This is a genomic window from Streptomyces sp. a15, assembly GCF_059026085.1.
Genome location: NZ_JBWLKM010000004.1, coordinates 45736 through 69862, shown reverse-complemented (window position 1 = coordinate 69862; position 24127 = coordinate 45736). Strand labels below are relative to the sequence as shown.

The following is a 24127-nucleotide window of genomic DNA, read 5'->3' as shown; positions in this document are numbered from 1 at the left end:
GGCCGTGGGACCCTGGCCGGTATGGACGACAACGCCCCCCTGCTCGTGATCGTGGACGCCGCGAACGTCGTCGGGTCGGTGCCCGACGGGTGGTGGCGGGACCGGCGAGGGGCCGCGGAGCGGTTGCGGGACCGGCTGGCGGCGGACGGGGTGCCGGGGCGTTCCGGGGCAGTGGAGATCGTCCTCGTCGTCGAGGGCGCGGCCCGTGGCGTGGAGCCGGTACCGGGGGTGCGGGTGGAAGCCGCGCCGGGGAGCGGGGACGACCACATCGTGGCCCTGACGGGCCAGGCGGGTGACCGTCCGGTGCTGGTCGTGACGGCGGACCGCGAACTGCGGCGCCGGGTCGGCGAGTTGGGGGCCGAGGTGGCAGGTCCACGCACCGTCAGGCCGACCTGACGAACGACCCGCCCGGGCCTCCGCTTCCGAGGGCCCGGGCGCTCGCGGCCCGCAGCACCGACGGGTGACCGCCCGGTACTGGACAGAACAACCGACCACGAACTACGGCGCCAGCTCGGCGAGTTGGGGGCCGAGGTGGCAGGTCCACGGACCGTCAGGCCGACCTGACGAACGACCCGCCCGGACCTCCGCTTCCAGCGGCCCAGGCGCTCGCGGCCCGCAGCACCGACGGGTGACCACCCGGCTGGACGGAACAACGGACCACGAACTACCGTGTCGGGTCGACGAGTTGGGAGCCGAGGTGACAGGTCCACGCACCGTCAGGCCGACCTGACGAACGACCCGCCCGGACCTCCGTTTCCAGGGGCCCAGGCGCTCGCGGCCCGCAGCACCGACGGTTGACCACCCGGTACTGGACGGAACAACGGACCACGAACTACCGTGTCGGGTCGACGAGTTGAGGGCCGAGGTGACAGGTCCACGGACCGTCAGGCCGACCTGACGAACGACCCGCCCGGGCCTCCGTTTCCGAGGGCACGGGCGCTCGCGGCCCGCAGCGCCGGTGGCTTAGCCCTCGCTGCCGTTCGGCGGCTTCACGACCTGGCCGACCTCGGTCTCCTGCCGCCCGCCCAGACGGCTGTGGGAGCGGCCGTAGAGGAAGTACACGACGAAACCGGCCGCCATCCAGATGGCGAACCGCAACCAGGTCTCGGCGGGCAGGTTGAGCATCAGCCACAGCGAGGCGCACACCGACAGGATCGGGATGAACGGCACCCACGGGGTGCGGAAGGCCCGGTGCAGGTCGGGGCGGGACCTGCGAAGGATGATCACGCCGATCGCGACGACCACGAAGGCGAACAGCGTGCCGATGTTCACCAGCTCGGCGAGTTCGCTCAGCGGAGTGAAGCCGGCGAGGACCGCGATGAGCACGCCCAGCAGGATGGTCGGCCGGTGCGGGGTCTTGAACCGCGGGTGGACCTGCGAGAAGAAGCGGGGCAGCAGTCCGTCGCGGCTCATCGCGAAGAAGACGCGGGTCTGGCCCAGCAGCAGGATCATGCAGACGGTCGTGAGGCCGACGGCGGCGCCGAAGCTGATGAAGCCCGCGTACCAGGGGTGTCCGGTGGCCTTGAAGGCGTCGGCGAGCGGGGCGGTGATGGACAGCTCGCTGTAGTGCTGCATGCCGGTCACGACGATCGACACCAGGACGTACAGCGTGGTGCAGATGACGAGGGAGCCGATGATGCCGCGGGGCATGTCCCGCTGCGGGTTCTTGGTCTCCTCGGCGGCCGTGGCGACGACGTCGAACCCGATGAAGGCGAAGAAGACGACCGAGGCGGCGGTGAAGATGCCCATCACGCCGAAGTTGGAGGGCGCCCAGCCGAACATCAGCTGGATGAGCGGGGACTGGAGACTGTCGCCCGCCGGGACGTCCTGCGCCTTCGGGACGAACGGGTCGTAGTTGTCGCCCTTGATGAAGAAGGCACCGGCGATGATCACCGTCAGGACGACCGTCACCTTGATGGCGACGACCAGCGAGGTGACACGCGCGGAGAGCTTGGTGCCGAGCACCAGGATGGCGGTGAGCACCAGGACGAGCGCGGCGGCGAGGATGTCGAAGCCGAAGCCGTCGGCCCCGTCTCTGCCGCTGAGCGCCTCCGGCAGCTGCCACCCGGCGTTGTCCATCAGCGAGGCGACGTAGCCGGACCAGCCGACGGCGACCACCGCCGTGCCGAGCGCGAACTCCAGGACCAGGTCCCAGCCGATGATCCAGGCGGGCAGTTCACCGAGTGAGGCGTACGAGAAGGTGTACGCCGAGCCGGCCACCGGGACGGTGGACGCGAACTCGGCGTAGCAGAGCGCGGCGAGCGCGCAGACCACCCCGGCCACCACGAAGGCCAGGGCGACGGCGGGACCGGCATTGTTCCTGGCGACGGTGCCGGTCAGGACGAAGATGCCGGTGCCGATGATGACGCCGACGCCGAAGACGGTCAGATCCAGCGCGGACAAGGATTTCTTGAGCGCGTGCTCTGGCTCCTCGGTATCGAGGATGGACTGCTCGACCTTCTTCGTCCGGAAGAGGGTGCTGCTCACGGGCGTACCTCCCACGCTTTGTCGTCCTCGACATGATCGAGAGGGGGCGTAGTGCGTATGCCCCGACGCGGGCGGATTCACGCGAATGGGCCGCTCGTACCACTGTGAAGGGTGGTACGAACGGCCCATTCGGGGGTGTCAGTCGCGCGCGGGCTCCACCGAGTCGACCTCGGCCGCCGTGCTGCCGTACTTGCCGTCCAGCCTGGAGACCAGGCCGGTGACCTGGCGGGCGATGTCGGGGGCGGTGAGGCCGATCTCCGCCATGACCTCGGCGCGGGAGGCGTGGTCGAGGAAGCGCGGCGGGATGCCGAAGTCGCGCAGCGGGACGTCGACTCCGGCGTCGCGCAGGGCCTGCGCGATCGTGGAACCGACACCGCCGACGCGGGAGTTGTCCTCGACGGTGACGACCACGCGGTGGCGCTCGGCGAGCGGGGCCATGGCCTCGTCGACGGGCTTGACCCAGCGCGGGTCGACGACGGTGGTGGAGATGCCCTGCTTGTCGAGGAGGTTCGCGATCTCCAGGCACATGGGCGCCAGCGCGCCCACGGAGACGAGGAGCACGTCCGGGGTGTCGGTGCCGGGCTCGCGCAGCACATCCATGCCGCCGACGCGGCCCACGGCGGGTACGGCGGGGCCGACTGCACCCTTGGAGAAGCGGACCACGGTCGGCGCGTCGTCGACGGCGACGGCCTCGCGCAGTTGGGCGCGGACCTGGTCGGCGTCGCGCGGCGCGGCCAGCCGCAGCCCCGGCACGACCTGGAGGATCGACATGTCCCACATGCCGTTGTGGGAGGCACCGTCGGTACCGGTGACACCGGCCCGGTCCAGTACGAAAGTCACACCGCACTTGTGGAGGGCGACATCCATGAGGACCTGGTCGAAGGCACGATTGAGGAATGTGGCGTACACCGCGAACACCGGATGCACACCGCCCGTGGCGAGGCCCGCCGCGGAGACGGCGGCGTGCTGCTCGGCGATGCCGACGTCGTAGATGCGGTTCGGGAAGGCGTCCGCGAACTTCTTCAGGCCGACCGGCTGGAGCATCGCCGCGGTGATCGCGACGATGTCCTCGCGCTCCTTGCCGAGCTGGACCATCTCGTCGCCGAAGACGGAGGTCCAGTCGGCGCCCGAGGCCTTGACCGGCAGTCCCGTGTCGGGATGGATGGGGCCGATGCCGTGGAAGCGGTCCGCCTCGTCCTGGAGGGCGGGCTGGTAGCCGCGGCCCTTCTCGGTGAGGCAGTGCACGATGACCGGGCCGCCGAAGCGCTTGGCACGGGCCAGCGCGGACTCCAGGGCCTCGATGTCGTGGCCGTCGATCGGGCCGACGTACTTCAGGCCGAGGTCCTCGAACATGCCCTGGGGCGCGATGAAGTCCTTGAGGCCCTTCTTGGCGCCGTGCAGGGTCTCGTACAGCGGCCTGCCGACGACGGGCGTCCGCTCCAGGACCTCCTTGGTGCGGGCGAGGAACCGCTCGTACCCGTCCGTCGTCCGCAGCGTGGCCAGATGGTCGGCGAGGCCGCCGATGGTCGGCGCGTACGAGCGCTCGTTGTCGTTGACGACGATGACCAGCGGGCGGTCCTTGGCGGCCGCGATGTTGTTGAGCGCCTCCCAGGCCATACCGCCGGTCAGCGCCCCGTCACCGATCACCGCGACCACATGGTCGTCGCGTTTGAGGATCTGGTGGGACTTGGCGATGCCGTCGGCCCAGCCGAGGACCGTCGAGGCGTGGCTGTTCTCGATGACGTCGTGCTCGGACTCGGCCTGCGAGGGGTAGCCCGAGAGGCCGCCCTTCATCTTCAGCCTCGAGAAGTCCTGACGGCCGGTGAGCAGCTTGTGCACATAGGACTGGTGTCCGGTGTCCCACAGCACCTTGTCCCTGGGCGAGTCGAACACCCGGTGCAGGGCGATGGTGAGCTCGACCACACCGAGGTTGGGGCCGAGGTGGCCGCCGGTCTTGGAGACGGCGTCGACGAGGAAGTTCCGGATCTCCTCGGCCAGCTGGTCCAGCTGCTCCAGGCTGAGCCGGTCCAGATCACGCGGTCCCCTGATGCGGGTCAGCAGCGGCACCCGTGCCTCCTTGCAGTAGAGCTGTTGCCGGGCTTGTCGAGTCTAATGTTCCGCCTTTGCGACCCGCGCCCGGGCGGTGCGTCATACGTCACGCGATCGGCTGTACCCAAGTTGCGGCGCTCCTACGACATGACTGTTGCCCGGCACCTTTCGATGCCGGGCAACATTGGTTCCCCAGGGGCGCGGGGAACTGCGCGACCAGCCACATACGGCCGGTCAGCCGCCAGAACACCGCACCCCGACGGCGCTTCCGCGCTACGCGCGACCCGCAGCCTTCTGACTCCTACGCGAGACGGAGTCAATAACAACCGCACCCAGCAGAACCGCACCCGTGATCATGTACTGGATCGACGTGTTCATGTTCAGCAGGTCCAGACCCGTCTGGATCGACTGGATGACCAGCATGCCCAGCAGCGCGGACCACACCGTGCCCCGCCCACCGAAGAGGCTGGTGCCACCGATGACCGCCGCGGCGATCGCCAGCATCAGCGTGTTGCCGCCACCGGCGTTCAGCGTGGCGCTCTGCGTCTGCCCGGCGAAGAACATGCCGCCGACCGCCGCGAAGCCACCGGCGATGGCGAACACGGTGATACGGATCATGGACACGTTGATACCGGCACGGCGGGCGGCCTCGATGCCACCGCCGACCGCGAAGACCTTGCGGCCGTACGGCGTACGCCGCAGCACGAAGTCCACGATCACCAGCGACGCGAGGAAGATCACCAGCGCGTTGGACACACCGGCCGACGAGTTCAGCACGTACGCGGCGACGAACGCGGCCACCGCGAGGGCACCGACCCGCAGCGCGATCTCACTGGTGGGCCGGAAGGGCACACCGGCGGCACGACGGCGGCGCTGGTCCATGAGCGAGCCGTAGAGCATGGAGGCGACACCGAGGCCGGCCAGCACGTAGGCACCGATGATGGCCTGGTCCATGAAGAACGAGCTCTGGCCGAACAGGTGCACCGGACCCTCGTCCGGGATGTTGATGGTGCCGCTCTCACCGAGCAGCCACAGCATCAGACCGTTCCAGCCCAGGAAGCCCGCCAGGGTCACCACGAAGGCCGGAACGCCGATCCTCGCGAAGAACCAGCCGTGCAGGGCGCCGATGCCGACGCCGGTGATCACGGTCAGTACCAGGGCCAGCCACGAGTTCACCCCGTGGTCGACCACGAAGACGGCGAACACCGTGGACGCCAGGCCGCTGACGGAGCCGACGGACAGGTCGATCTCGCCCAGCAGCAGCACGAACACCAGGCCGATGGCGAGCATGCCGGTGGCCGAGAGGTAGTAGCTGATGTTGGACAGGTTGTCGGCGCTGAGGAACCGGTCGTTCTGCAGCTGGAAGATCGTCCAGATGACGATCAGGCCGACGACGACGGGCAGGGAGCCGAGCTCGCCGCCCTTCATCTTCCGCTTGAACTCGGTCAGGTAGCCCTTGAGACCCTCTTCGCGGATCAGCAGCCGCGGGTCGAGGACGGTGACCGGGGCGGCCGTGGGGTCGTCGGCCGGAGCGACGGTGGCCTGGGAGGCCGGCTCCGGATCCTGCTTCACGGTCTTGGACGTGTCGCTCACTTTGCCGCCTCCGTGGTGCGACGCCCGGCACGACGGGTCACGGCGTTCTCCGTGGCCCCGGTGATCGCGGCGATGATCTCTTCGTGGGTGGTGTCCTTCACCGGGAAGGACCCGTTGTTCTTGCCCAGGCGCAGGACGGCGACGGTGTCCGCGACCGCCTTCACGTCGGCCATGTTGTGGCTGATGAGGATGACGCCGAGGTCGCGCTCGCGCAGCCGCTCGACCAGGTCGAGGACCTGCGCGGTCTGCTCGACGCCCAGGGCGGCGGTGGGCTCGTCGAGGATGACGATCTTCGGGTCGCCGATCAGCGCGCGGGCGATCGCGACGACCTGGCGCTGACCGCCGGAGAGGCTGGCGATCGGGATGCGCACGCTCGGGATGCGGATGGAGAGGGTGCTCAGCAGCTCGCGGGCGTTCTTCTCCATCGTGACCTCGTCGATGACACCGCGGTGCAGCAGCTCACGGCCGAGATAGAGGTTGCCGACGACATCGAGGTTGTCGCACAGCGCGAGGTCCTGGTAGACGGTCGCGACGCCGAGTCCCTGGGCGTCGTGCGGCTTGTTGATGCTGACCGGCTTGCCGTCCCACTCGATGATGCCCTCATCGATGGGGTGCACGCCGGCGATCGTCTTGACCAGCGTGGACTTTCCTGCGCCGTTGTCGCCCACCAGGGCGACCACTTCTCCGGCGTGGACCTCCAGTTCGACGTCGGTGAGGGCCTGCACCGCACCGAATCGCTTGGAGACTCCGCGCAACGCCAACACGGGCGTAGCGGACACGTGAACCATCTCCTTCGCCGCCTGACCGGCGGGGATGCCGCGCTTGTCGAAAGGCGCGGAGGGTTGTGCTCGAGGCACTGGTCAACAAGATGAACATGCGCGCGGCCGGTGCCTCTTGGCAACGGCTGAGCGGCGCCGGGACGGCGCGGGGATGTGCCCGAACGTCCCTGGCCGCTCGCGTCATGCTTCCGTCCGGCGCCCGCCCCGCAGCGGGGTGTGAAGGTGGGGCGGGCGCCGGACAGGCTCTGCATGCCGCTGCGCGGCTGCTACTGCAGACCGGCTGCCTTGCACTTGGCGGCGTAGGTCGCGGTGCAGATGTCGGCGACGGTGTACAGCTTGTCCTTGATCACCGTGTCCTTGATGTTGTCGACGGTGACCGAGACCGGGGTCAGCAGCTGCGAGGGCACCTTGTCGCCGGAGCCGCTGGTCAGCGTCTCGGTGGCCAGGTCGTCGATGCTCTTGCCGTCGAGCAGTTTGACCGCGAGCTGGGCGGCCGCCTCGGCCTCCGGCTTGAAGGCCTTGTAGACGGTGCTGGACTGGGTGCCGGCGACGATGCGCTGGATACCGGCGAGCTCCGCGTCCTGACCGGTCAGCGGGATGCCGCTGATGCCGGCGCCCTTGAGGGCGGTGGCGATACCACCGGCCATGCCGTCGTTGGCGGCGTAGACGCCCGCGATGTTCTTGGCGCCGAGCTGCGTGATGGCGGCCGACATCTTCTGCGCGGCGACCGTGTCCTTCCACAGACCCGACTGCTCGTAGGCGATGTCCACCTTGCCGTCGAGGGCCTTGTGGGCGCCTTCCTTGAACTGCGCGGCGTTCGGGTCGGCGTCGTCACCGTTGATCATGACGACCTTGGACTTCGGGGTCGCCTTGGAGCCGAGAGCGTCGATCAGGGCCTGGCCCTGGAGCTCGCCGACCTTGACGTTGTCGAAGGAGACGTACGCGGAGACCGGGCCCTGGGCCAGCCGGTCGTACGCGATGACCTTGACGCCCTTGTCGACCGCGCTCTGGATCGAGGACTTGATCGCGGCGGAGTCCTGGGCGCTGATCACGATGACCTTGACGCCCTTGGTGATCATGCTGCTGACCTGCTGCGCCTGCTTGGCCGAGTCGGCCGCGGCGTTCGCGTAATCGACCGTGCAGTCGGAGCAGAGCGCCTTGACCTTGTCCTCGAAGTACGGCCTGTCGAACTTCTCGTAACGAGCGGTGACGTTGTCGGGAAGAAGCAGGCCGATCGACTTGCTGTCCGAGCTGCTGCCGCTGTCCGAGTCGTCGTCACCGGCCTTGCCACAAGCGGCGGCCGAGACGGCGAGCGCCGAGACCACAACAGCAACGGCGGCGCGACGCATACGCGTATTCACTTCAGAAACCTCCCTGACGAGGCCGCGACATTGCGACCGAGGTGGCTGGAAGTCAACTCGGCCACACGTGCGACGTCAAGAAGTAAATACTTAACGAGATGGCAACGGCCTCCTGCGTTCTCTAAGTGAAGGCAGGAGTGGCCGCGTGCAGCGTGCCATCCAAAAGGGTCGAATCACCCATCTCGCTGAGCGCGAGAGCGAGTGCTCCGAGCACCTCCGCACGACCTCCAAGGGCCCCTGGAAGCACCGACAGTTGGCGTGCCGCACTGGGGATCGCATAGCGGCCGACAGACTCCCTGATCGGCCCGAGCACCAGCTCACCGGCCTCGGCGAGATCACCACCCAGGACCACCCGGCTCGGGTTCAACAGATTGCAGAGATTGGCGACTCCACTGCCGATGTGTCGGCCGACGTCGGCGATCACCCGACGACAGCCCGGGTCTCCGTCCCGCGCCAGTCGTACGACGCCTTCCATCGTCAGGTCGGTCCCGTGGCTGGACTGGAGCAGCGGCAGCACATACCGCGCGGCCGCGAAGGTCTCCAGGCAGCCCCGGTTTCCGCAACGGCAGACGGGGCCGGACTCGTCAAGTGTAATATGTCCGATTTCTCCCGCAGTGCCACCGGGCCCGCGGTAGATCTTCCCGTTGATCACCAGGCCGGCGCCGACACCGCTGGCGACCTTGATGTACGCCAGGTCGCGCACCCCCCGCCCGCTGCCCCACACCAGCTCGCCGAGGGCGCCGAGATTGGCGTCGTTGTCCACGTGCACGGGCACGCCCAAGCGGCCCTTGAGCTCCTCGGCGGGCTTGGTGCCGATCCAGCCCGGCAGGATGGCGGAGGAGCCGAGGGTGCCGGACTCCAGGTCGATCGGACCGGGTACGCCGAGACCCACACCGGCGATCTTCGACCGGTCGACGCCCGTTGCTGCGATCAGGCGATTGACCAGCTGTTCCGCCCGGTCGAAGCCCTGCGTCGAGGAGGCGTCCACATCGAGCGGCTCGGCCTCCTCGGCCAGCACCTGGTGGGCGAGGTTTCCGACCGCGACGCGCAAATGCGTGTGCCCGAAGTCGACGCCGATGACGATCCCGGCGTCCCCGCTCAGCGAGACGCTGCGGGCCCGGCGGCCGCCCGCCGAGGTGGGCGTGACCTCGACGGTTCCGCGGTCCTTGAGTTCGCGCACGATGTTGGAGACGGTCGCCGCGGACAGGCCCGTCGCCCGCGCGATCTCCGCCTGCGTGAGCGACCCGGCCAGCCGTACGGCCCGTACGACCCGCTCCAGGTTGGCTCGGTGCAGCGACGACTGCGACCCCGGAGTCTCCACGACGACCTCCTGCGCGCGGGGACCGCTTCAATGAGGCCCCGTCTATGTCCAACTAGTGAACTCTAAGCTGAGCCGTTCGGGTTGCCTCCCGTCAAGAGGTTGAACCGCATCCGCGTTCATGTACACAAACACGGCCACCGCTTCCGGAAGATCCGGAAGCGGTGGCCGTACGGGTGAGGGCGCCCTTACTTCAGCGCCCCCGCGGTCAGTCCCTGCACCACCTGACGCTGGAAGATGATGTACGCCGCGAGCACCGGCAGCATCGCCATCACCAGGCCCGCGAACAGTCCCGACCAGTCGCCCTTGTACCCCTGGCTGACCGCCAGCTGCACCAGGCCCTGGGTGAGGACGCGCTTGTCCGGATCGGTGTTCAGCACCGTGGGCAGCATGTACTGGTTCCACTGCCCGAGGAAGTTGAAGATCCCCACGCTGATCAGGCCCGGCTTGGCCATGGGCAGCATGATCTGGAAGAACGTCCGGGAGTGCGAGGCCCCGTCCACGAAGGCCGCCTCCGCCACCGAGCTCGGCAGAGTGCGGAAGAACGCGGTCAGGAAGAACACCGTGAACGGGAGCGAGTAGGCGATGTAGACCAGGATCAGGCCGTGGATCGTGTTCAGCAGGCCCATGTTGTTCACGACGTAGAACAGCGGGACCAGTGCGAGCATGACCGGGAAACTCATGCCGCCGATGAACAAGTAGTAGATGAACCGGTTGCCCGGGAAGTCGAAGCGGGCCAGGACATAGGCCGCCATCGAGCCGAGCACCAGCGTGCCGACGAGCGACCCCCCCACCACCAGAATGGTGTTGAGGAAGTAGTCGCTCATGTTGGCCTCGGTCCAGGCCCGCGACCAGTTGTCGAAGTGCAGTTTGTCCGGCAGCGACCAGGGCGAGCCGAAGATGGAGCTGTCGTCCTTGAAGGACGTCATCACCGCCCACAGCAACGGCATCACGACCAGGATCGCCCAGATGACCAGGATCCCGTGCGAGAAGACGTTGAGGGTGGTGCCCTCCTTCTTCTCCTTGCGGGGCGGGCCGGCCGCGGAGTCGGTCTTGGCGACGGGGACACCGGACTCGGCAGGAACAGGGGCGGGGGTCTCGGTCTTCATCTGATCAGTACTCCAGCCGCTCGCGCCGGCCCAGCCGCATCACGAGGGCGGCGAAGGCCAGCGTGACGACGAGAAGGGCGACGCCGATGGTGGTGGCATAGGCGGCCTGCCCGTCGCGGAACGCCTTCTGGTACACGTACAGGACCATGACGGTGGTCGAGTAGTCGGGACCGCCGGGACCGGTCGTCATGATCTGTACGACCGCGAACGACTCGGCGCCCAGGGCGAGGATGCCCATGTAGACCCAGCCGGACTGCACGGTGTCCCACAGCAGCGGCAGGGTGATCCGGAAGAACGTGGTGGCGCGGCCCGCCCCGTCGAGCAGGGCGGCCTCGTACAGGTCCGCCGGGATGGAGGCCATCCCGGCGGAGAAGAGAACCACGAAGAAGCCGACCGTGGACCACACCAGCACGGCCATCACGCACCACAGGGCCAGGCTCGGGTCGCCCAGCCACAGGGGCTGGACGCTGTCGAGCCCGATCCCGCGCAGCAGCGAGTTGATGGCGCCGCTGTCCGGGTTGTACGCGAAAGCGAACAGCAGGGCGACGATGGCGATCGAGAGCACCTGCGGGAAGAAGTAGACGATCTTGTAGAAGGAAGAGCCCCGGACGCCGGAAATGACCGGGCCGCCCTTCCTTCGCCGTCCACCGACATTGATCATGAAGGCGAAGAACAACGCCAGACTGATCGTCACCAGCGGCAGCACGAGCGCGAACATCAAGCTGTGCTGCAAGGACTTCCAGAAGATCTCGTCGTCCAGCATCCTCCGGTAATTGTCCAGGCCGACCATCTTGAATTCGGGGCTCAGGCCGGTCCAGTCCGTGAACGAGTAGTAGATGGACTGGATGAACGGCCAGATCACGAATAGCGCGTACAGTCCGAGGGGCAGCGCCAAAAACCCCACGATGAACCGGTACTTGCCGTGCTGCATCGCTTCTCCGGTCCGTTTACTGGTGCTTGTAGTGCTTGATCGACGTGTCCTTGGCGGTCTCGTCGGCGTAGGCCTGGATCTTCTTGATCGCCTCGGCCGGAGTAAGACGGCCGGCCATCATCTCGCCGAGCCCGGACACCCCGATCTTCTCCTTCTGCAACTGCACGTACCAGTCCTGCAGACGCGGATTCACCACGTTGTCGCCGGCCTTCTCCAGCGCCGCGACACCCGACTTGAGACCGGGAGTGAGGGTGATGCCGTCGGTGCCGCCGTTGTACGCGGTCAGCGACTTCACCTTGCTGGTGAAGTTCTTCGAGGACGCCTCGCTGAGCATGATGCGCAGCTGCTCCATGCCGCCGGTGCCGTTCTTCGCCTTGGCCGGGACGATGAAGGGCTCGCCGCCGGAGGCCCAGATGGTGCCGAAGGGCAGCTTGTCGGAGGAGTCGATGCCGGTCGGCGCGGAGACGGCGAGGTTGAAGTCGGCCGGGATGACGTTCGCCGACTCGTTCTCCACCCAGGAGCCGTTCGGGATGAACAGCGCCTTGCCCTTGGCCCACGCGGTCTGCGACTGGATGTGGTCCAGACCGGGCGTGCCCTTGAGGATGTAACCCTTCTTGTAGAGCTCGTAGTAGGCCTCGAAACACGCCTTGACCGCCGGGTGCTTCCAGGCGTTCGGCTCCAGGTTGTCGATCGCGTCGAGGACTTCGACGCCCCCGACCTTGCCGATCATCGGGTACAGCGAGAAGGGGAGGTAGTACGGGTACTTGCCCGCGTACGTCCAGCCCGCCATGCCCTGCTTCTTGGCCTTCTCACAGACCGCGAGCATCTCGTCCCAGGTCTCGGGATAGGCGGCGTCGAGGGAGTCCAGGGCCTTCTGCGAGTACCAGACGCCGTACACCGTGTAGGCGTAGTACATGATCCAGACCGGGTCGCCGTCGAGCTGGCCCATCTCCACGATGCCGGGGCGCAGCGTGTCACGGACCTTCTTGTTCGGGTCGTCGTAGGACGGGGCGTCGAGGAGCGGGGTGAGGTCCGTGAGCTGGTTCTTGCCGGCCAGGACACCCATGTCCATCTGCTCGGCGCCGGAGTTGTCGATGAGGTCCGGCGGGGTGCCCTGGTTGAACCGGGGCTGGAGGGTGGACTGGATCTTCTGGGTGGCGGAGAACTTCACCTTGGCCTTGGGGAAGTTCTTCTCGTAGATCTTCACGGCGTCCTCGGCGTACTCCTTGCCGAATCCGCCGTCGAACAGGACGAATTCCATCCCCGCGGTGTCGTTCACACCCAGCGGGTTCTTCGCGGTCTTCTCTCCGGTCTCGGCCTTGTCCCCGTTGTCGTCGCCGCCGCTGCTGGCGCACGCCGACAGGAAGCTCATCGTGGGGACGGAGATCAGACCCAGCGCGGCGGACCGCTTGATCAGATCGCGGCGGCCGACGCCACCGGTGCCGTTGTTCTCGGCGGAAGTGGATCCCATGCTCAAGTCCTCGCCTTCTCCAGGACTCAGGCGGTGTACCGGATCCTCCCGGGCACCGCGGTCAGGTCAAGCAGGTTCGTGCGGATCATGACGTGCGGATCGTGTGAATCGTCGACAGGTATAGTCCACTTCAGGTCAATGGAGCAAGATCGAATGCAAGGTTGGCCGCGGGTCTTTCCCGAGTTGAGACCTCCCGGAAATATGAGCGACCTGTGTGCACCTTGCCGGAAAAATCCCTGACATAGAGCCCGAATGCCACAGTCAACACCCTTGACATCACAGTTCACTTGAGCCACAACTGATCCTTGCGCAGAGCAATTGACAACGTTGTCCACACACGCGCAGGGGAGAGTGCTCGCGTATGCAGCAGCACAGGGTTCGGCACAGACGTGGTGCGGCGGTCCGGGTGTCGGTGGCCGCCCTGATCATGACGGTGGGCTCGCAGGGCGCGGCGGTCGCCCTGCCTCAGGCGCCCGCCGCGGCCGACCGGTCCTTCGCCTCGTCCTTCGAGACGGGCGACCCGGCACCCGACTGGCTCAACACCGTCGACACCGCCCCCGACGGCGGCAAACGGGCCTTGGGCGTCGACGGCGGCTACAGCACCGGCATCCCCGGCAACGTCACCGACCACGTCACGGACGTCCGGGCGAGCGCCGAGAACACCGGCGGCGGCGAGGTGAAGGAGAACCTCGTGGACGGCGAGCCGGGCACCAAATGGCTGGCCTTCGAGCCGACCGGCTGGGCCGAGTTCGACCTGGACAAGCCGGTGAAGGTGGTGACGTACGCGCTCACTTCCGCGAACGACTTCGCCGAGCGCGACCCGAAGGACTGGTCGCTCCAGGGCTCCACGGACGGCAAGGAGTGGAAGTCCCTCGACACCCGCTCCGGCGAGTCGTTCGAAGAGCGGTTCCTGACGAAGAAGTACGACCTCGCGGAGCCGGTCGCCGAGTACCGGCACTTCCGGCTCGACATCACGAAGAACAACGGCGCCTCCGGAGTGTTACAGCTCGCCGACGTCCAGTTCTCCACCGGCGGCAGCGACGGCCCGGTCCCGCAGGACATGCTCTCGCTGGTCGACCGCGGCCCGAGCGGCTCGCCGACCGCCAAGGCGGGCGCGGGCTTCACCGGCAAGCGGGCGCTGCGGTACGCCGGCAGGCACACGGCCGACGGGCGGGCGTACTCGTACAACAAGGTCTTCGACGTGGACGTGGCGGTCGGCCGGGACACGCGGTTGTCGTACCGGGTCTTCCCGTCGATGGCGGACGGCGACCGGGACTACGACGCCACGAACGTCTCCGTGGACCTGGCCTTCACCGACGGCACCCAGCTGAGCGGGCTGGGAGCCACCGACCAGCACGGGTTCGGGCTGTCGCCGCGGGCGCAGGGGGCCGCCAAGGTGCTCTACGTCAACCAGTGGAACAACGTGGTCTCGCGAATCGGGTCGGTCGCGGCCGGGAAGAGGGTCGACCGGATCCTGGTGGCGTACGACTCCCCCGCGGGCCCGGCCAAGTTCCGGGGCTGGCTCGACGACGTGAGGATCGAGCCGGTCGCCCCGGAGAAGCCGAAGGCCCATCTGTCCGACTACGCGCTCACCACCCGCGGCACCAACTCCAGCGGAGGTTTCTCACGCGGCAACAACTTCCCGGCGACGGCCGTCCCGCACGGCTTCAACTTCTGGACGCCGGTGACCAACGCCTCCTCGCTGAGCTGGCTGTACGACTACGCGCGAGCGAACAACGCGAACAACGCGGACAACCTGCCGACCGTCCAGGCGTTCAGCGCGAGCCATGAGCCCAGTCCCTGGATGGGCGACCGGCAGACCTTCCAGGTGATGCCGTCGGCCGCGTCCGGCACCCCGGACACCGGCCGTGAGGCCCGCGAGCTGGCCTTCCGGCACGAGAACGAGACCGCGCGGCCGTACTACTACGGGGTGCGCTTCGAGAACGGCCTGAAGGCGGAGATGACGCCGACGGACCACGCGGCGGCGCTCCGCTTCACCTACCCCGGCGACGACGCGAGCGTGCTCTTCGACAACGTGACCGACCAGGCCGGGCTGACCCTGGACAAGGCCGCGGGGGTCGTCACCGGGTACTCGGACGTGAAGTCGGGACTGTCGACGGGCGCCACCCGGCTGTTCGTGTACGGCGTGTTCGACAAGCCGGTGACCGAAGGCACCTCCAGGGGGGTCAAGGGCCATCTGCGCTTCGACGCCGGCGACGACCGCACGGTCACGCTCCGTCTGGCCACCTCGCTGATCAGCGTCGATCAGGCGAAGGACAACCTGCGCCAGGAGATCCCGGACGGCACCTCCTTCGACGCGGTCAAGTCGCGTGCCCAGAAGCAGTGGGACAAGATCCTCGGCAAGGTCGAGGTCGAGGGCGCGACGCCGGACCAGCTGACCACGCTGTACTCCAGCCTGTACCGCCTGTACCTGTACCCGAACTCCGGTTTCGAGAAGGTCGGTTCGAAGTACCAGTACGCCTCTCCCTTCTCGCCGATGCCGGGCCCCGACACCCCGACACACACCGGCGCGAAGATCGTGGACGGCAAGGTGTACGTCAACAACGGCTTCTGGGACACCTATCGGACGACCTGGCCCGCGTACTCACTGCTGACGCCCGATCAGGCGGGCGAGATGGTCGACGGCTTCGTGCAGCAGTACAAGGACGGCGGCTGGACCTCGCGCTGGTCCTCGCCCGGGTACGCGGACCTGATGACCGGCACCTCCTCGGACGTGGCCTTCGCGGACGCGTACGTCAAGGGTGTCGACTTCGACGCGAAGGCGGCGTACGACGCGGCCCTGAAGAACGCCACGGTCGTGCCCCCGTCGTCCGGCGTGGGCCGCAAGGGCATGGCGACCTCGCCCTTCCTCGGCTACACGAGCACCGACACCCACGAGGGCCTGTCGTGGGCGCTGGAGGGCTACCTCAACGACTACGGCATCGCGCGGATGGGCCAGGCGCTGTACAGGAAGACCGGGGAGAAGCGGTACCAGGAGGAGTCGGAGTACTTCCTCGACCGGGCCCAGGACTATGTGAACCTGTTCGACTCCAAGGCCGGCTTCTTCCAGGGCCGGGACGCGAAGGGCGACTGGCGGGTCGAGTCGTCCGCGTACGACCCGCGGGTGTGGGGCTACGACTACACCGAGACGAACGGCTGGGGGTACGCCTTCACCGCACCCCAGGACTCGCGCGGACTCGCCAACCTGTACGGCGGACGCTCCGGGCTCGCGGAGAAGCTCGACACGTACTTCGCGACACCGGAGACCGCCTCGCCCGAGTTCGTCGGTTCGTACGGGGGCGTCATCCACGAGATGACCGAGGCCCGGGACGTCCGGATGGGCATGTACGGACACTCCAACCAGGTCGCCCACCACGTCAACTACATGTACGACGCGGCCGGACAGCCCTGGAAGGCCCAGCGGAACGTGCGCGAGGTGCTGTCACGGCTGTACACCGGCAGCGAGATCGGACAGGGCTATCACGGCGACGAGGACAACGGCGAGCAGTCGGCCTGGTTCCTGTTCTCCGCGCTGGGCTTCTACCCGTTGGTGATGGGCAGCGGTGAATACGCCGTCGGGTCACCGTTGTTCACCAAGGCGACCGTTCATCTGGAGAACGGCGAGGACCTGGTGGTCCGGGCGCCGAAGAACAGCGCGCGTAACGTGTACGTGCAGGGGCTGAGGGTCAACGGCCGTTCCTGGTCGTCGACTTCCCTCCCCCACGCGCTGCTCGCCCGCGGTGGCGTTCTGGACTTCGACATGGGACCGCGGCCCTCTTCGTGGGGTACGGGCAAGAACGCGGCCCCCGTGTCGATCAGCAAGGACGACAAGGCGCCGGCCCCGCGTGCGGACGTGCTGAAGGGTGAGGGTGCCCTGTTCGACGACACGTCGGCGACCGAAGCCCCGGTGTCCACGGTCGAGTTGCCGGTCGGTAAGGATGCGAAGGCGGTGCAGTACACGCTGACGTCGTCGTCGGACCGCACGAAGGCACCGACCGGGTGGACGCTCCAGGGCTCGGCCGACGGAACCACGTGGAAGACCCTCGACGAACGCTCCGGGGAGTCCTTCGCGTGGGACAGGCAGACACGTGCGTTCTCGGTGAAAGCCCCGGGTAACTACGAGAAGTACCGTCTGGTCGTCGACGGCGAGGCGGTGGTGTCCGAGGTCGAACTGCTTGCCTGAGCAGCCGAGTTGGGGGTCCCGATGCCGCTTCCCGTGCCCGTACCGCCCGAGGGTGTCGACCCGGCCTGGCTGCCACCGGACGCCTTCCGGGCGGTCGGGACCCGGCGGACGCTGATCCGAGGATCCGGCCTGCTGGTGGACTCGGCGCACGCGGAAGTGGCGGATGCCTGCGCCCGGTTCGGTGGTCGTGTCGTACGCGACGCCGAGCCGGGCGCTCCTTCGTACGACCTGGTGCTGGAGCTGACGGGCACCGATGGCACCGAGGCGTTCACGTATGTGCGCGAGGGCGGCCGTACGACCGTCACCGCGTCGGGACAGGCCGGGCTCCTGTACGGGTTGTTCCATGTCGTACGGCTCGGCGAGGACGCCTTCACGGGTGAGCGCCCGCAGGAGGAACACCGTCCGGCACTGGCGCTGCGGATGCTGGACCACTGGGACAACGTGGCCGTGCACCCGGTCATGGGCCAGGTGGAGCGCGGATACGCGGGCGGGTCGCTGTTCTGGGCGGACGGGCGGGCACGCGGCGAGCTGGAGCGGGTGCGGGCGTACGGCCGGCTGCTGGCGGCCTGTGGAATCAACGCCGTGGCGGTGAACAACGTCAACGTGCACGACACCGAGGCACACCTGCTCACGGACCGGATCGGTGAAGTCGCCGAGATCGCGGGCGCGTTGCGGCCGTACGGCATCCGTACCCATCTGTCGGTCACCTTCGCCGCGCCGATGGTGCTCGGCGGGCTGCCGACGGCCGATCCGCTGGACGCCTCGGTACGGGCGTGGTGGGCCGGGGCCACGGCGCGGGTGTACGAGGAGATCGAGGACTTCGGCGGGTACGTGGTGAAGGCCGACTCCGAGGGCCAACCCGGCCCGTTCGCGTACGGCCGCAGTCACGCCGACGGGGCGAACCTGCTCGCCGCCGCGCTCGAACCGTACGGCGGGACCGTGCACTGGCGGGCCTTCGTCTACGACCACCGCCAGGACTGGCGGGACCGGACGACGGACCGGGCGCGGGCCGCGTACGACCATTTCGTGCCGCTGGACGGGGAGTTCGCGTCGAACGCCGTGCTCCAGGTCAAGCACGGGCCGATGGACTTCCAGGTACGGGAGCCGGTGTCCCCGCTGATCGGCGCGATGCCGCGGACCCGCCTCGCGGTGGAGGTGCAGGCCACGCAGGAGTACACCGGGCAGCAGCGGCACGTGTGCTGGCTGGGGCCGATGTGGAGCGAGGTGCTGCGGTTCCCGGTGGACTGGGAGGCGAGCGTCGGACAGCTGGCAGGCGGGCTCGTCGCCGTGTCGAACGTCGGCGACGACCCTTTCTGGACCGGGCATCCGCTCGCCCAGGCGAACCTCTACACCTTCGGTCGGCTGGCCTGGCAGCCGGACGCTGATCCGGACGGCGTTCTCGACGAGTGGATCCGGCTCACCTTCGGGACGGGTCCTGCGACGGGGCTGCGCCCGGCGCTGGACGGTTCGTGGCGGACGTACGAGAAGTACACCGCGCCGCTCGGCGTGGGCTTCATGGTCCAGCCTGGGCACCACTACGGGCCGAGCGTGGACGGCTACGAGTACAGCCCCTGGGGGACCTACCACTTCGCCGACCGGAACGGCGTCGGCGTCGATCGCAGCTGCTCCACCGGCACCGGGTACGCGGGGCAGTACGCCAAGCCCTGGGCCGAGCTGTACGAGTCGCCCGACACCTGCCCCGACGAGCTGCTGCTGTTCTTCCACCACGTGTCGTACGACCACGTACTGCACAGCGGGAAGACGGTGATCCAGCACATCTACGACACGCACTTCGAGGGCGTCGAGGAGGTGGAGGCGGCCCGGGAGGTGTGGGCTTCGCTGGCGGGCGTGATCGATCCGGCGCGCCACGCGCGGGGGGCGGAGCGGTACGAGGAGCAGCTCCGCAGCGCCCGCGAGTGGCGCGATCAGATCAACAGCTACTTCTTCCGGAAGTCGGGTGTGCCGGACGCACAGGGGCGCCGCATTTATTGATCCGTTCTATTGAATGCGCAGGATCGCTGTGCCGAGTGGGTCGAGGGTGAGTGGTTCGCCGTGTTCGACCCGCTTGCCGGTCAGGAGGTCGGTGGCAGTGGCGTGGGCGGTCAGGTGGGCGGGGTCGGTGGTGTGGTTGAGGAGGAAGAGGAGGACGGTTCCGTCCGGGGCGACGCGGGTCGCGGTCTCCAGGCCCGGCTGGTCGGCGTACGGGCCGAGCAGGTCGTGGCGGGCGAGGATGCGGCGTACGACGTGGTCCACGCCCGGCTGGTCGAGGGCCGTGGCGACGTACCAGCCCTCGCCCTTGCCGTACTCGTTGCGCGTCACGGCCGGGGTGCCCGCGTAGAAGTCGGTGCCGTAGGTGGCGATCGGCTCGGCGCCGCCTGGCTGCACGATCTCGAAGACGAGGCGGGCCTCACTCGTCAACTCCCCCAGCTTTACCGGCTGTACGAAGTCCCGTGCGCGGGAGTCCCATTCGTCGACCCGGATGCCCATGAGGGGGGCGAGCGGGCCGGGGACGTCGGTGAGGAACGCTCGGTCGTGTTCGTCGACGCGGCCGGAGAGGAAGGTGGAGAGGACAGTGCCACCTCGTGCGGCCACCGCCTCCAGGCGAGCCGCCAGGTCGCCCTTGATCATGTGCAGGGCGGGGGCGAGAACCACCTCGTACGGGGTGAGGTCGGCGGTCTGGGGGATCACGTCCACGTCGGCGCCGGCCTCGCGGGCGGCACGGTAGTAGGTGTGGACGGTGTCCTGGTAACGGACGAGGCGGGAGGGGCCGTCGGAGATCTCCAGGGCCCACCAGCTGTCCCAGTCGAAGACCAGGGCGGTGCGGGCGGGGGTGCGGGCGCCGAGGCTCGCGTCTTCGAGCAGCTCCAACTCCCGTCCCAGGTCGGCCACTTCGCGGAAGACGCGGGTGTCGTCGCGGCCCGCGTGGCCGATGACCGCCCCGTGGTACTTCTCGCAGGCGCCGCGGGAGGCGCGCATCTGGAAGTACAGGGCCGCGTCGGCGCCGTGGGCGACGGCCTGGAAGGTGGCGAGGCGGAGTTCGCCGGGGCGCCTGAGGGGGTTGACGTCGCGGCAGGCCGTGGTGGACGGGGTCTGTTCCATCAGCCAGAAGGGGGCGCCGTCCTTGAGGCCGCGCATCAGGTCGTGGGCGAGGGCGGGCCAGGTGGGCGGGGCGTCCAGGGGCGGGTAGCTGTCCCAGGAGGCAAAGTCGAGGTGGGGCGCCCAGCGGTGGTAGTCGAGGGGGCGGTACATGCCCATGAAGTTGGTGGTGACGGGGGTGTCCGGGTCGTGGGCGCGGATCGCGTCCTTCTCGGCGAGGAAGCAGCCGAGGAGGGCGTCGGTGGTGAAGCGGAAGTAGTCGAGCGTGGTGCCCTGGAAGGCGGTGTGGTCGGGGCCGCGCCAGTGTTCGGTGAGGGCGTTCGGGGGCTCGATCTCGGCCCAGTCGGTGTAGCGGTGGGACCAGAAGGTGGTGCACCAGGCGTCGTTGAGGGCGTCCAGGGTGGCGTACTTCTCGCGGAGCCAGTCCCTGAAGGCCTCGGCGCACAGCTCGCAGTAACAGGCGCCGCCGTACTCGTTGTTGATGTGCCAGGCGAGCAACGCCGGGTGCTGGGCGTACCGTTCGGCGAGGCGGGCGGCCATCGCCGTGGCCTGGCGGCGGTACGCCGGTGAGCTGGGGCAGAAGTTGTGGCGCTGGCCGTAGCGGTGCCGGCGGCCCTCGAAGTCGGTGCGGTTGACCTCGGGGTACTTCTTCGCGAGCCAGGGCGGGAGGGCGGCGGTGCCGGTGGCGAGGCAGACCCGGCGGCCCTCGGCGGCGGCACGGTCGAGGACGCGGTCGAGGACCGTGAAGTCGTGGGTGTCCTCGGCGGGCTGGGTGAGCGACCAGGAGAAGACGCCGACGGTGAGGGTGTCGATGCGCGCCGTCTCGAAAAGGCGGTGGTCCTCGTCCCAGACCTCCTCCGGCCACTGCTCGGGGTTGTAGTCACCGCCGTACGGGATCCTGGGGGTGCCGGGCACGGTCATGCGGTGAAGTCCTCCTGGGTCTCGGCGATCACCGGGCGGCCGCTGTGCAGCAGGGACAGCAGCAGCGGGGCGGCCAGCAGGGCGGGCAGGGCCTCGGTCAGCAGGGCGGTCAGTCCGGCGGCGAGGACGAGCAGCGAGGCGGCGCCGAGGGTGGCGCGGCCGTGCCGGAACAGGAAGTACGCGGCGAGGCGGGCCGTGTCGCGGGTACGGAAGGCGAAGAGCGAGGTGAGCACCAGGGCGTGCGCGCCCCAGAGGAGGGAGCCGGCGCCGACGGCCGCGAGCAGCACCGCCCACCAGCCGGGGAGGCCGGTGGCGGAGAAGTGGGTGAGGGTGAAGGCGACGACGGTCAGCCAGGCGAGCAGCGGCGTCCACAGCTTCAGGGCCGGGAGGGCGTTGAGCCGCCAGCCCCGCAAGTAGGTGCGGGCCGGGTGGAGGTCGGTGAGGTCCCGGTCGCGGTGGTGGAGGGCGTACAGGGCGGCGGACAGGGCCGGGCCGAGGGGCAGGAGGCACAGGGCGGCCAGGGGGAGGTTGGCGGCGTCGGGGCCCACCAGCAGCAGTCCGGCCAGGCCCGGTGCGGCGGCGGCGAGCAGCAGCGCTTCGACGGTGACGAGGGTGTGGATCAGGGCGGCGGCGCGGGAGAGGACGCCCTCCCCGAAGGTGACGGATGTGCTCGTGCTCACTGCGGCTCCCTTCCCAGCGGCCGCCGCTCGTCCGTCCACGGCGGTGCCTCGTCCTCGACGGGGGTCACCTCGACGAGGGTGACCTCATGACGGCTCGGTGTCAGGTCCAGGTCTACCCGGCCGTCCTGGGCCGGCAGCCTCTGGTGCGGGCGGGCGGGCTCGGCGGCTTCGTGCAGTACGTCGATCTGGTGCGGGCGGGGCGAACGCGGGCCGGCCATGCGCTGCCAGGCGGCACGGGCGTTGCCGTGCTCCTCGTCCACGAGCGAGCGTCGTACGAAGGCCTCCGGGGCGGCGACGGGGACGGACCGGCGCAGTGCGTGCCGCTCCGGCCCGGGCGTCTCACCGCTCGCGTCGACCGGCGCCCGGGCGAGGACGGTCACCCGGCCGTCGCCGTGCCGCGTGACCAGGGCGAGATCGAGGCGGCCGGTGCCGACGCGGAAGCGCCAGGCGTCGGAGAGCCGGCCACTCGACCCGGCGGGCACACGGATCACCCGTTCTCCTTCTTGAATCGGTCCTGCGCCTTGTTGTGCAGGTCGACCAGCCGGTCCATGTTCTTCGCCTTCAACTCGGCGACATAGGCGTCCCATTCGGACAGCGGGCGCTTGCCGAGGGCGAACTTCAGGGTGTTCTGGGTGACGTGGTCCCGGAGCGGGGTGTCCCAGAGCGTCGCCTGCTCCTGCTCGAAGGACTGGAGCGGGTGCGCCGGGGCGATGGGCAGCTCTCTGCGCTCCGCCATGGCGGCCTGGAACTTCTTCTCGTCCGGGCTGAAGGAGGAGGAGACCAGCGCCCAGCTGCCGCCGTAGGTGAAGACGCCGTTGAAGAAGCCGTAGTCCTTCTGCAGGTCCTTCGGGGCGTCCGGGTCGGAGCCCATGAGGCTGATGCCCGACGCCGGCTTCGGGGTGCCGCCGGATTCGGTGTACGTGACGCCCTGGACACCCCACTTGCAGAACTTCTGGCCCTCGTCCGAGTACCAGAGCCAGTCCACGAACTGCATCATCGCGACGAAGCTGTCGCTCTTGAGCGCCTTGCTGGAGATCATGACGCCGTTCTCGAGGCGACTGCCGCCGATGAGCACCGGCCCCGCCGGTCCGAGCGGCACCGGGATCATCTCGATCTTCGCGCCCTCGACCTGCTTCTCCAGGTTGTAGCGGTAGTTCTGCACCAGCTCCTGCGGGTTGGCGCTGATCGCGAAGGACTTCTCGCCGAGCAGCTTCTGCACCGCGGCGTCGTCGGTCTGGGTGAAGCTCTCCGGGTCCATCAGCTTTTCGGCGACCAGTTTTCTCAGGAACTCGACCATCCGGCGGTAGCCGTCCTGCGCGCCGGTGAAGACGAACTTCTGCGCTGTGGAGTCGTAGCTGATGTTGTCGTACGTCCAGCCCGCCCTGACCCCGTGCGCCTGCCCGAGGTAGCTGAGGAGGGCGGCCACGGGGTACGGGGTGTTGATGCTCCAGCGGTCGGAGAAGGGGTAGCGGTCCGGGTACTCCGCCTTGATCGCCTTGAAGACCTCGTACACCTCGTCCCAGGTGGTGGGCAGGTTCAGGCCGAGCCTGTCGAGGACGTCCGTGCGGAAGGACAGCGAGTAGCCGGACTTGGCCTTCTCGTGCAGACCGGGCAGCAGGTAGTACTTGCCGTCGGACTGCCGGATGGAGTCGAGCTCGGGCTCAAGACGCCACTTCTTCACCTTGGCCTGGTAGTTGGGCATCAGGTGCACGTAGTCGCTGACCGGGAGGATCGCGCCGGAGGACACGAAGGCGACCTCCGCCGGGTGGTACGTCTTGGGGATGAGGAACGGGGCGTCGCCCGCGCCGATCAGGACGCTGCGCTTCTTCTCGTAGTCCACGAGCGGGACGTCGACGGGCTTCAGGGTGACTCCGGTGCGCTTGGTGAGCTCCTTCCAGAACAGCCAGCTGTCCTTCGTCGGATAGACCGGGTTGTTGTTGTGCAGGACCGAGAAGGACAGCGCCTTGGCGGCCTTGAACTGCTGGCCGGCGCGGTACTCCTTCATCGCCCCGTTCTGTTTCTTCGACAGGTCCTTGGAGTCCCCGCCGTCGTCCCCGCTGCCGCAGCCGGTGAGGGTGGCGAGGCCGATGAATCCTGCGGCGGCCAGGATCTGACGCCGGGACAGCTCTCCTGCGTTCGTCACGGATAC

16 protein-coding genes and 1 pseudogene are annotated in these 24127 nt (G+C 68.5%); 4 read left to right on the top strand and 13 right to left on the bottom strand.

What is annotated here, in order from left to right:
• Nucleotides 1-21 precede the first annotated feature (21 nt).
• Both AC5P09_RS06295 and AC5P09_RS06290 read left to right on the top strand, forming a co-directional pair.
• Entirely contained in the window at nt 22-396 is a 375-nt protein-coding gene (locus AC5P09_RS06295; protein ID WP_493872830.1) for a PIN domain-containing protein, read from the top strand.
• 51 nt (nt 397-447) lie between these two features.
• Nucleotides 448-564 (top strand): annotated as a pseudogene (locus AC5P09_RS06290) (NTP pyrophosphohydrolase); the annotation flags it as partial.
• 399 nt (nt 565-963) lie between these two features.
• On the opposite strand, the gene AC5P09_RS06285 reads toward AC5P09_RS06290, so the two are convergent.
• From AC5P09_RS06285 to ngcE, 9 genes are all read right to left on the bottom strand, one after another.
• Nucleotides 964-2487, bottom strand: a complete 1524-nt coding sequence (locus AC5P09_RS06285; protein WP_493872829.1) for an amino acid permease — start codon at nt 2485-2487, stop codon at nt 964-966.
• 138 nt (nt 2488-2625) lie between these two features.
• Nucleotides 2626-4554 carry a 1-deoxy-D-xylulose-5-phosphate synthase gene (dxs, locus tag AC5P09_RS06280; protein WP_493872828.1) on the bottom strand — a complete coding sequence of 643 codons (1929 nt, stop codon included), beginning with the start codon at nt 4552-4554 and terminating at the stop codon, nt 2626-2628.
• A gap of 255 nt (nt 4555-4809) precedes the next feature.
• Entirely contained in the window at nt 4810-6129 is a 1320-nt protein-coding gene (locus AC5P09_RS06275; RefSeq protein WP_493872827.1) for a sugar ABC transporter permease, read from the bottom strand.
• The gene (locus AC5P09_RS06270; RefSeq protein ID WP_266432564.1) at nt 6126-6917 is read right to left on the bottom strand and encodes an ATP-binding cassette domain-containing protein; all 792 of its coding nucleotides are present in this window, start codon (nt 6915-6917) and stop codon (nt 6126-6128) included. Before AC5P09_RS06270 ends, AC5P09_RS06275 begins: the two co-directional genes overlap by 4 nt.
• A 257-nt stretch (nt 6918-7174) precedes the next feature.
• Nucleotides 7175-8257: a sugar ABC transporter substrate-binding protein gene (locus AC5P09_RS06265; protein WP_493873000.1), complete on the bottom strand. Its 1083-nt coding sequence runs from the start codon at nt 8255-8257 to the stop codon at nt 7175-7177.
• Nucleotides 8258-8390: 133 nt separating this feature from the next.
• On the bottom strand, nt 8391-9590 hold the full coding sequence (locus AC5P09_RS06260) for an ROK family transcriptional regulator (RefSeq protein WP_493872826.1): 1200 nt from the start codon (nt 9588-9590) through the stop codon (nt 8391-8393).
• A gap of 185 nt (nt 9591-9775) precedes the next feature.
• Nucleotides 9776-10696 (bottom strand): carbohydrate ABC transporter permease, encoded by a 921-nt coding sequence (locus AC5P09_RS06255; protein ID WP_493872825.1) that lies wholly within the window; start codon nt 10694-10696, stop codon nt 9776-9778.
• A 4-nt stretch (nt 10697-10700) separates the two neighbouring features.
• Nucleotides 10701-11627 (bottom strand): carbohydrate ABC transporter permease, encoded by a 927-nt coding sequence (locus AC5P09_RS06250; RefSeq protein ID WP_307677880.1) that lies wholly within the window; start codon nt 11625-11627, stop codon nt 10701-10703.
• A 16-nt stretch (nt 11628-11643) separates the two neighbouring features.
• Nucleotides 11644-13098, bottom strand: coding sequence for an N-acetylglucosamine/diacetylchitobiose ABC transporter substrate-binding protein (gene ngcE, locus AC5P09_RS06245; protein WP_493872824.1), 1455 nt, complete (start codon nt 13096-13098; stop codon nt 11644-11646).
• A 427-nt stretch (nt 13099-13525) separates the two neighbouring features.
• On the opposite strand from ngcE, the gene AC5P09_RS06240 reads away from it, so the two are divergent.
• Both AC5P09_RS06240 and AC5P09_RS06235 read left to right on the top strand, forming a co-directional pair.
• Nucleotides 13526-17281 (top strand): GH92 family glycosyl hydrolase, encoded by a 3756-nt coding sequence (locus tag AC5P09_RS06240; protein WP_493872999.1) that lies wholly within the window; start codon nt 13526-13528, stop codon nt 17279-17281.
• 21 nt (nt 17282-17302) lie between these two features.
• Nucleotides 17303-19273, top strand: a complete 1971-nt coding sequence (locus tag AC5P09_RS06235; RefSeq protein ID WP_493872823.1) for an alpha-glucuronidase — start codon at nt 17303-17305, stop codon at nt 19271-19273.
• Nucleotides 19274-19279: 6 nt separating this feature from the next.
• Here the strand turns inward: AC5P09_RS06235 and AC5P09_RS06230 are convergent, their stop codons facing one another.
• From AC5P09_RS06230 to AC5P09_RS06215, 4 genes are read right to left on the bottom strand one after another with little or no spacing between them, the layout of a single operon-like run.
• Nucleotides 19280-21298 (bottom strand): beta-galactosidase, encoded by a 2019-nt coding sequence (locus tag AC5P09_RS06230; protein WP_493872822.1) that lies wholly within the window; start codon nt 21296-21298, stop codon nt 19280-19282.
• A complete protein-coding gene (locus AC5P09_RS06225; RefSeq protein WP_493872821.1) occupies nt 21295-21978 on the bottom strand; it encodes a YesL family protein in 684 nt (227 codons plus the stop codon). Before AC5P09_RS06225 ends, AC5P09_RS06230 begins: the two co-directional genes overlap by 4 nt.
• The gene (locus AC5P09_RS06220) at nt 21975-22469 is read right to left on the bottom strand and encodes a hypothetical protein (RefSeq protein WP_493872820.1); all 495 of its coding nucleotides are present in this window, start codon (nt 22467-22469) and stop codon (nt 21975-21977) included. The genes AC5P09_RS06225 and AC5P09_RS06220 overlap by 4 nt, the downstream gene beginning before the upstream one ends.
• The gene (locus AC5P09_RS06215; RefSeq protein ID WP_493872819.1) at nt 22466-24121 is read right to left on the bottom strand and encodes an ABC transporter substrate-binding protein; all 1656 of its coding nucleotides are present in this window, start codon (nt 24119-24121) and stop codon (nt 22466-22468) included. Before AC5P09_RS06215 ends, AC5P09_RS06220 begins: the two co-directional genes overlap by 4 nt.
• Nucleotides 24122-24127: the final 6 nt, after the last annotated feature.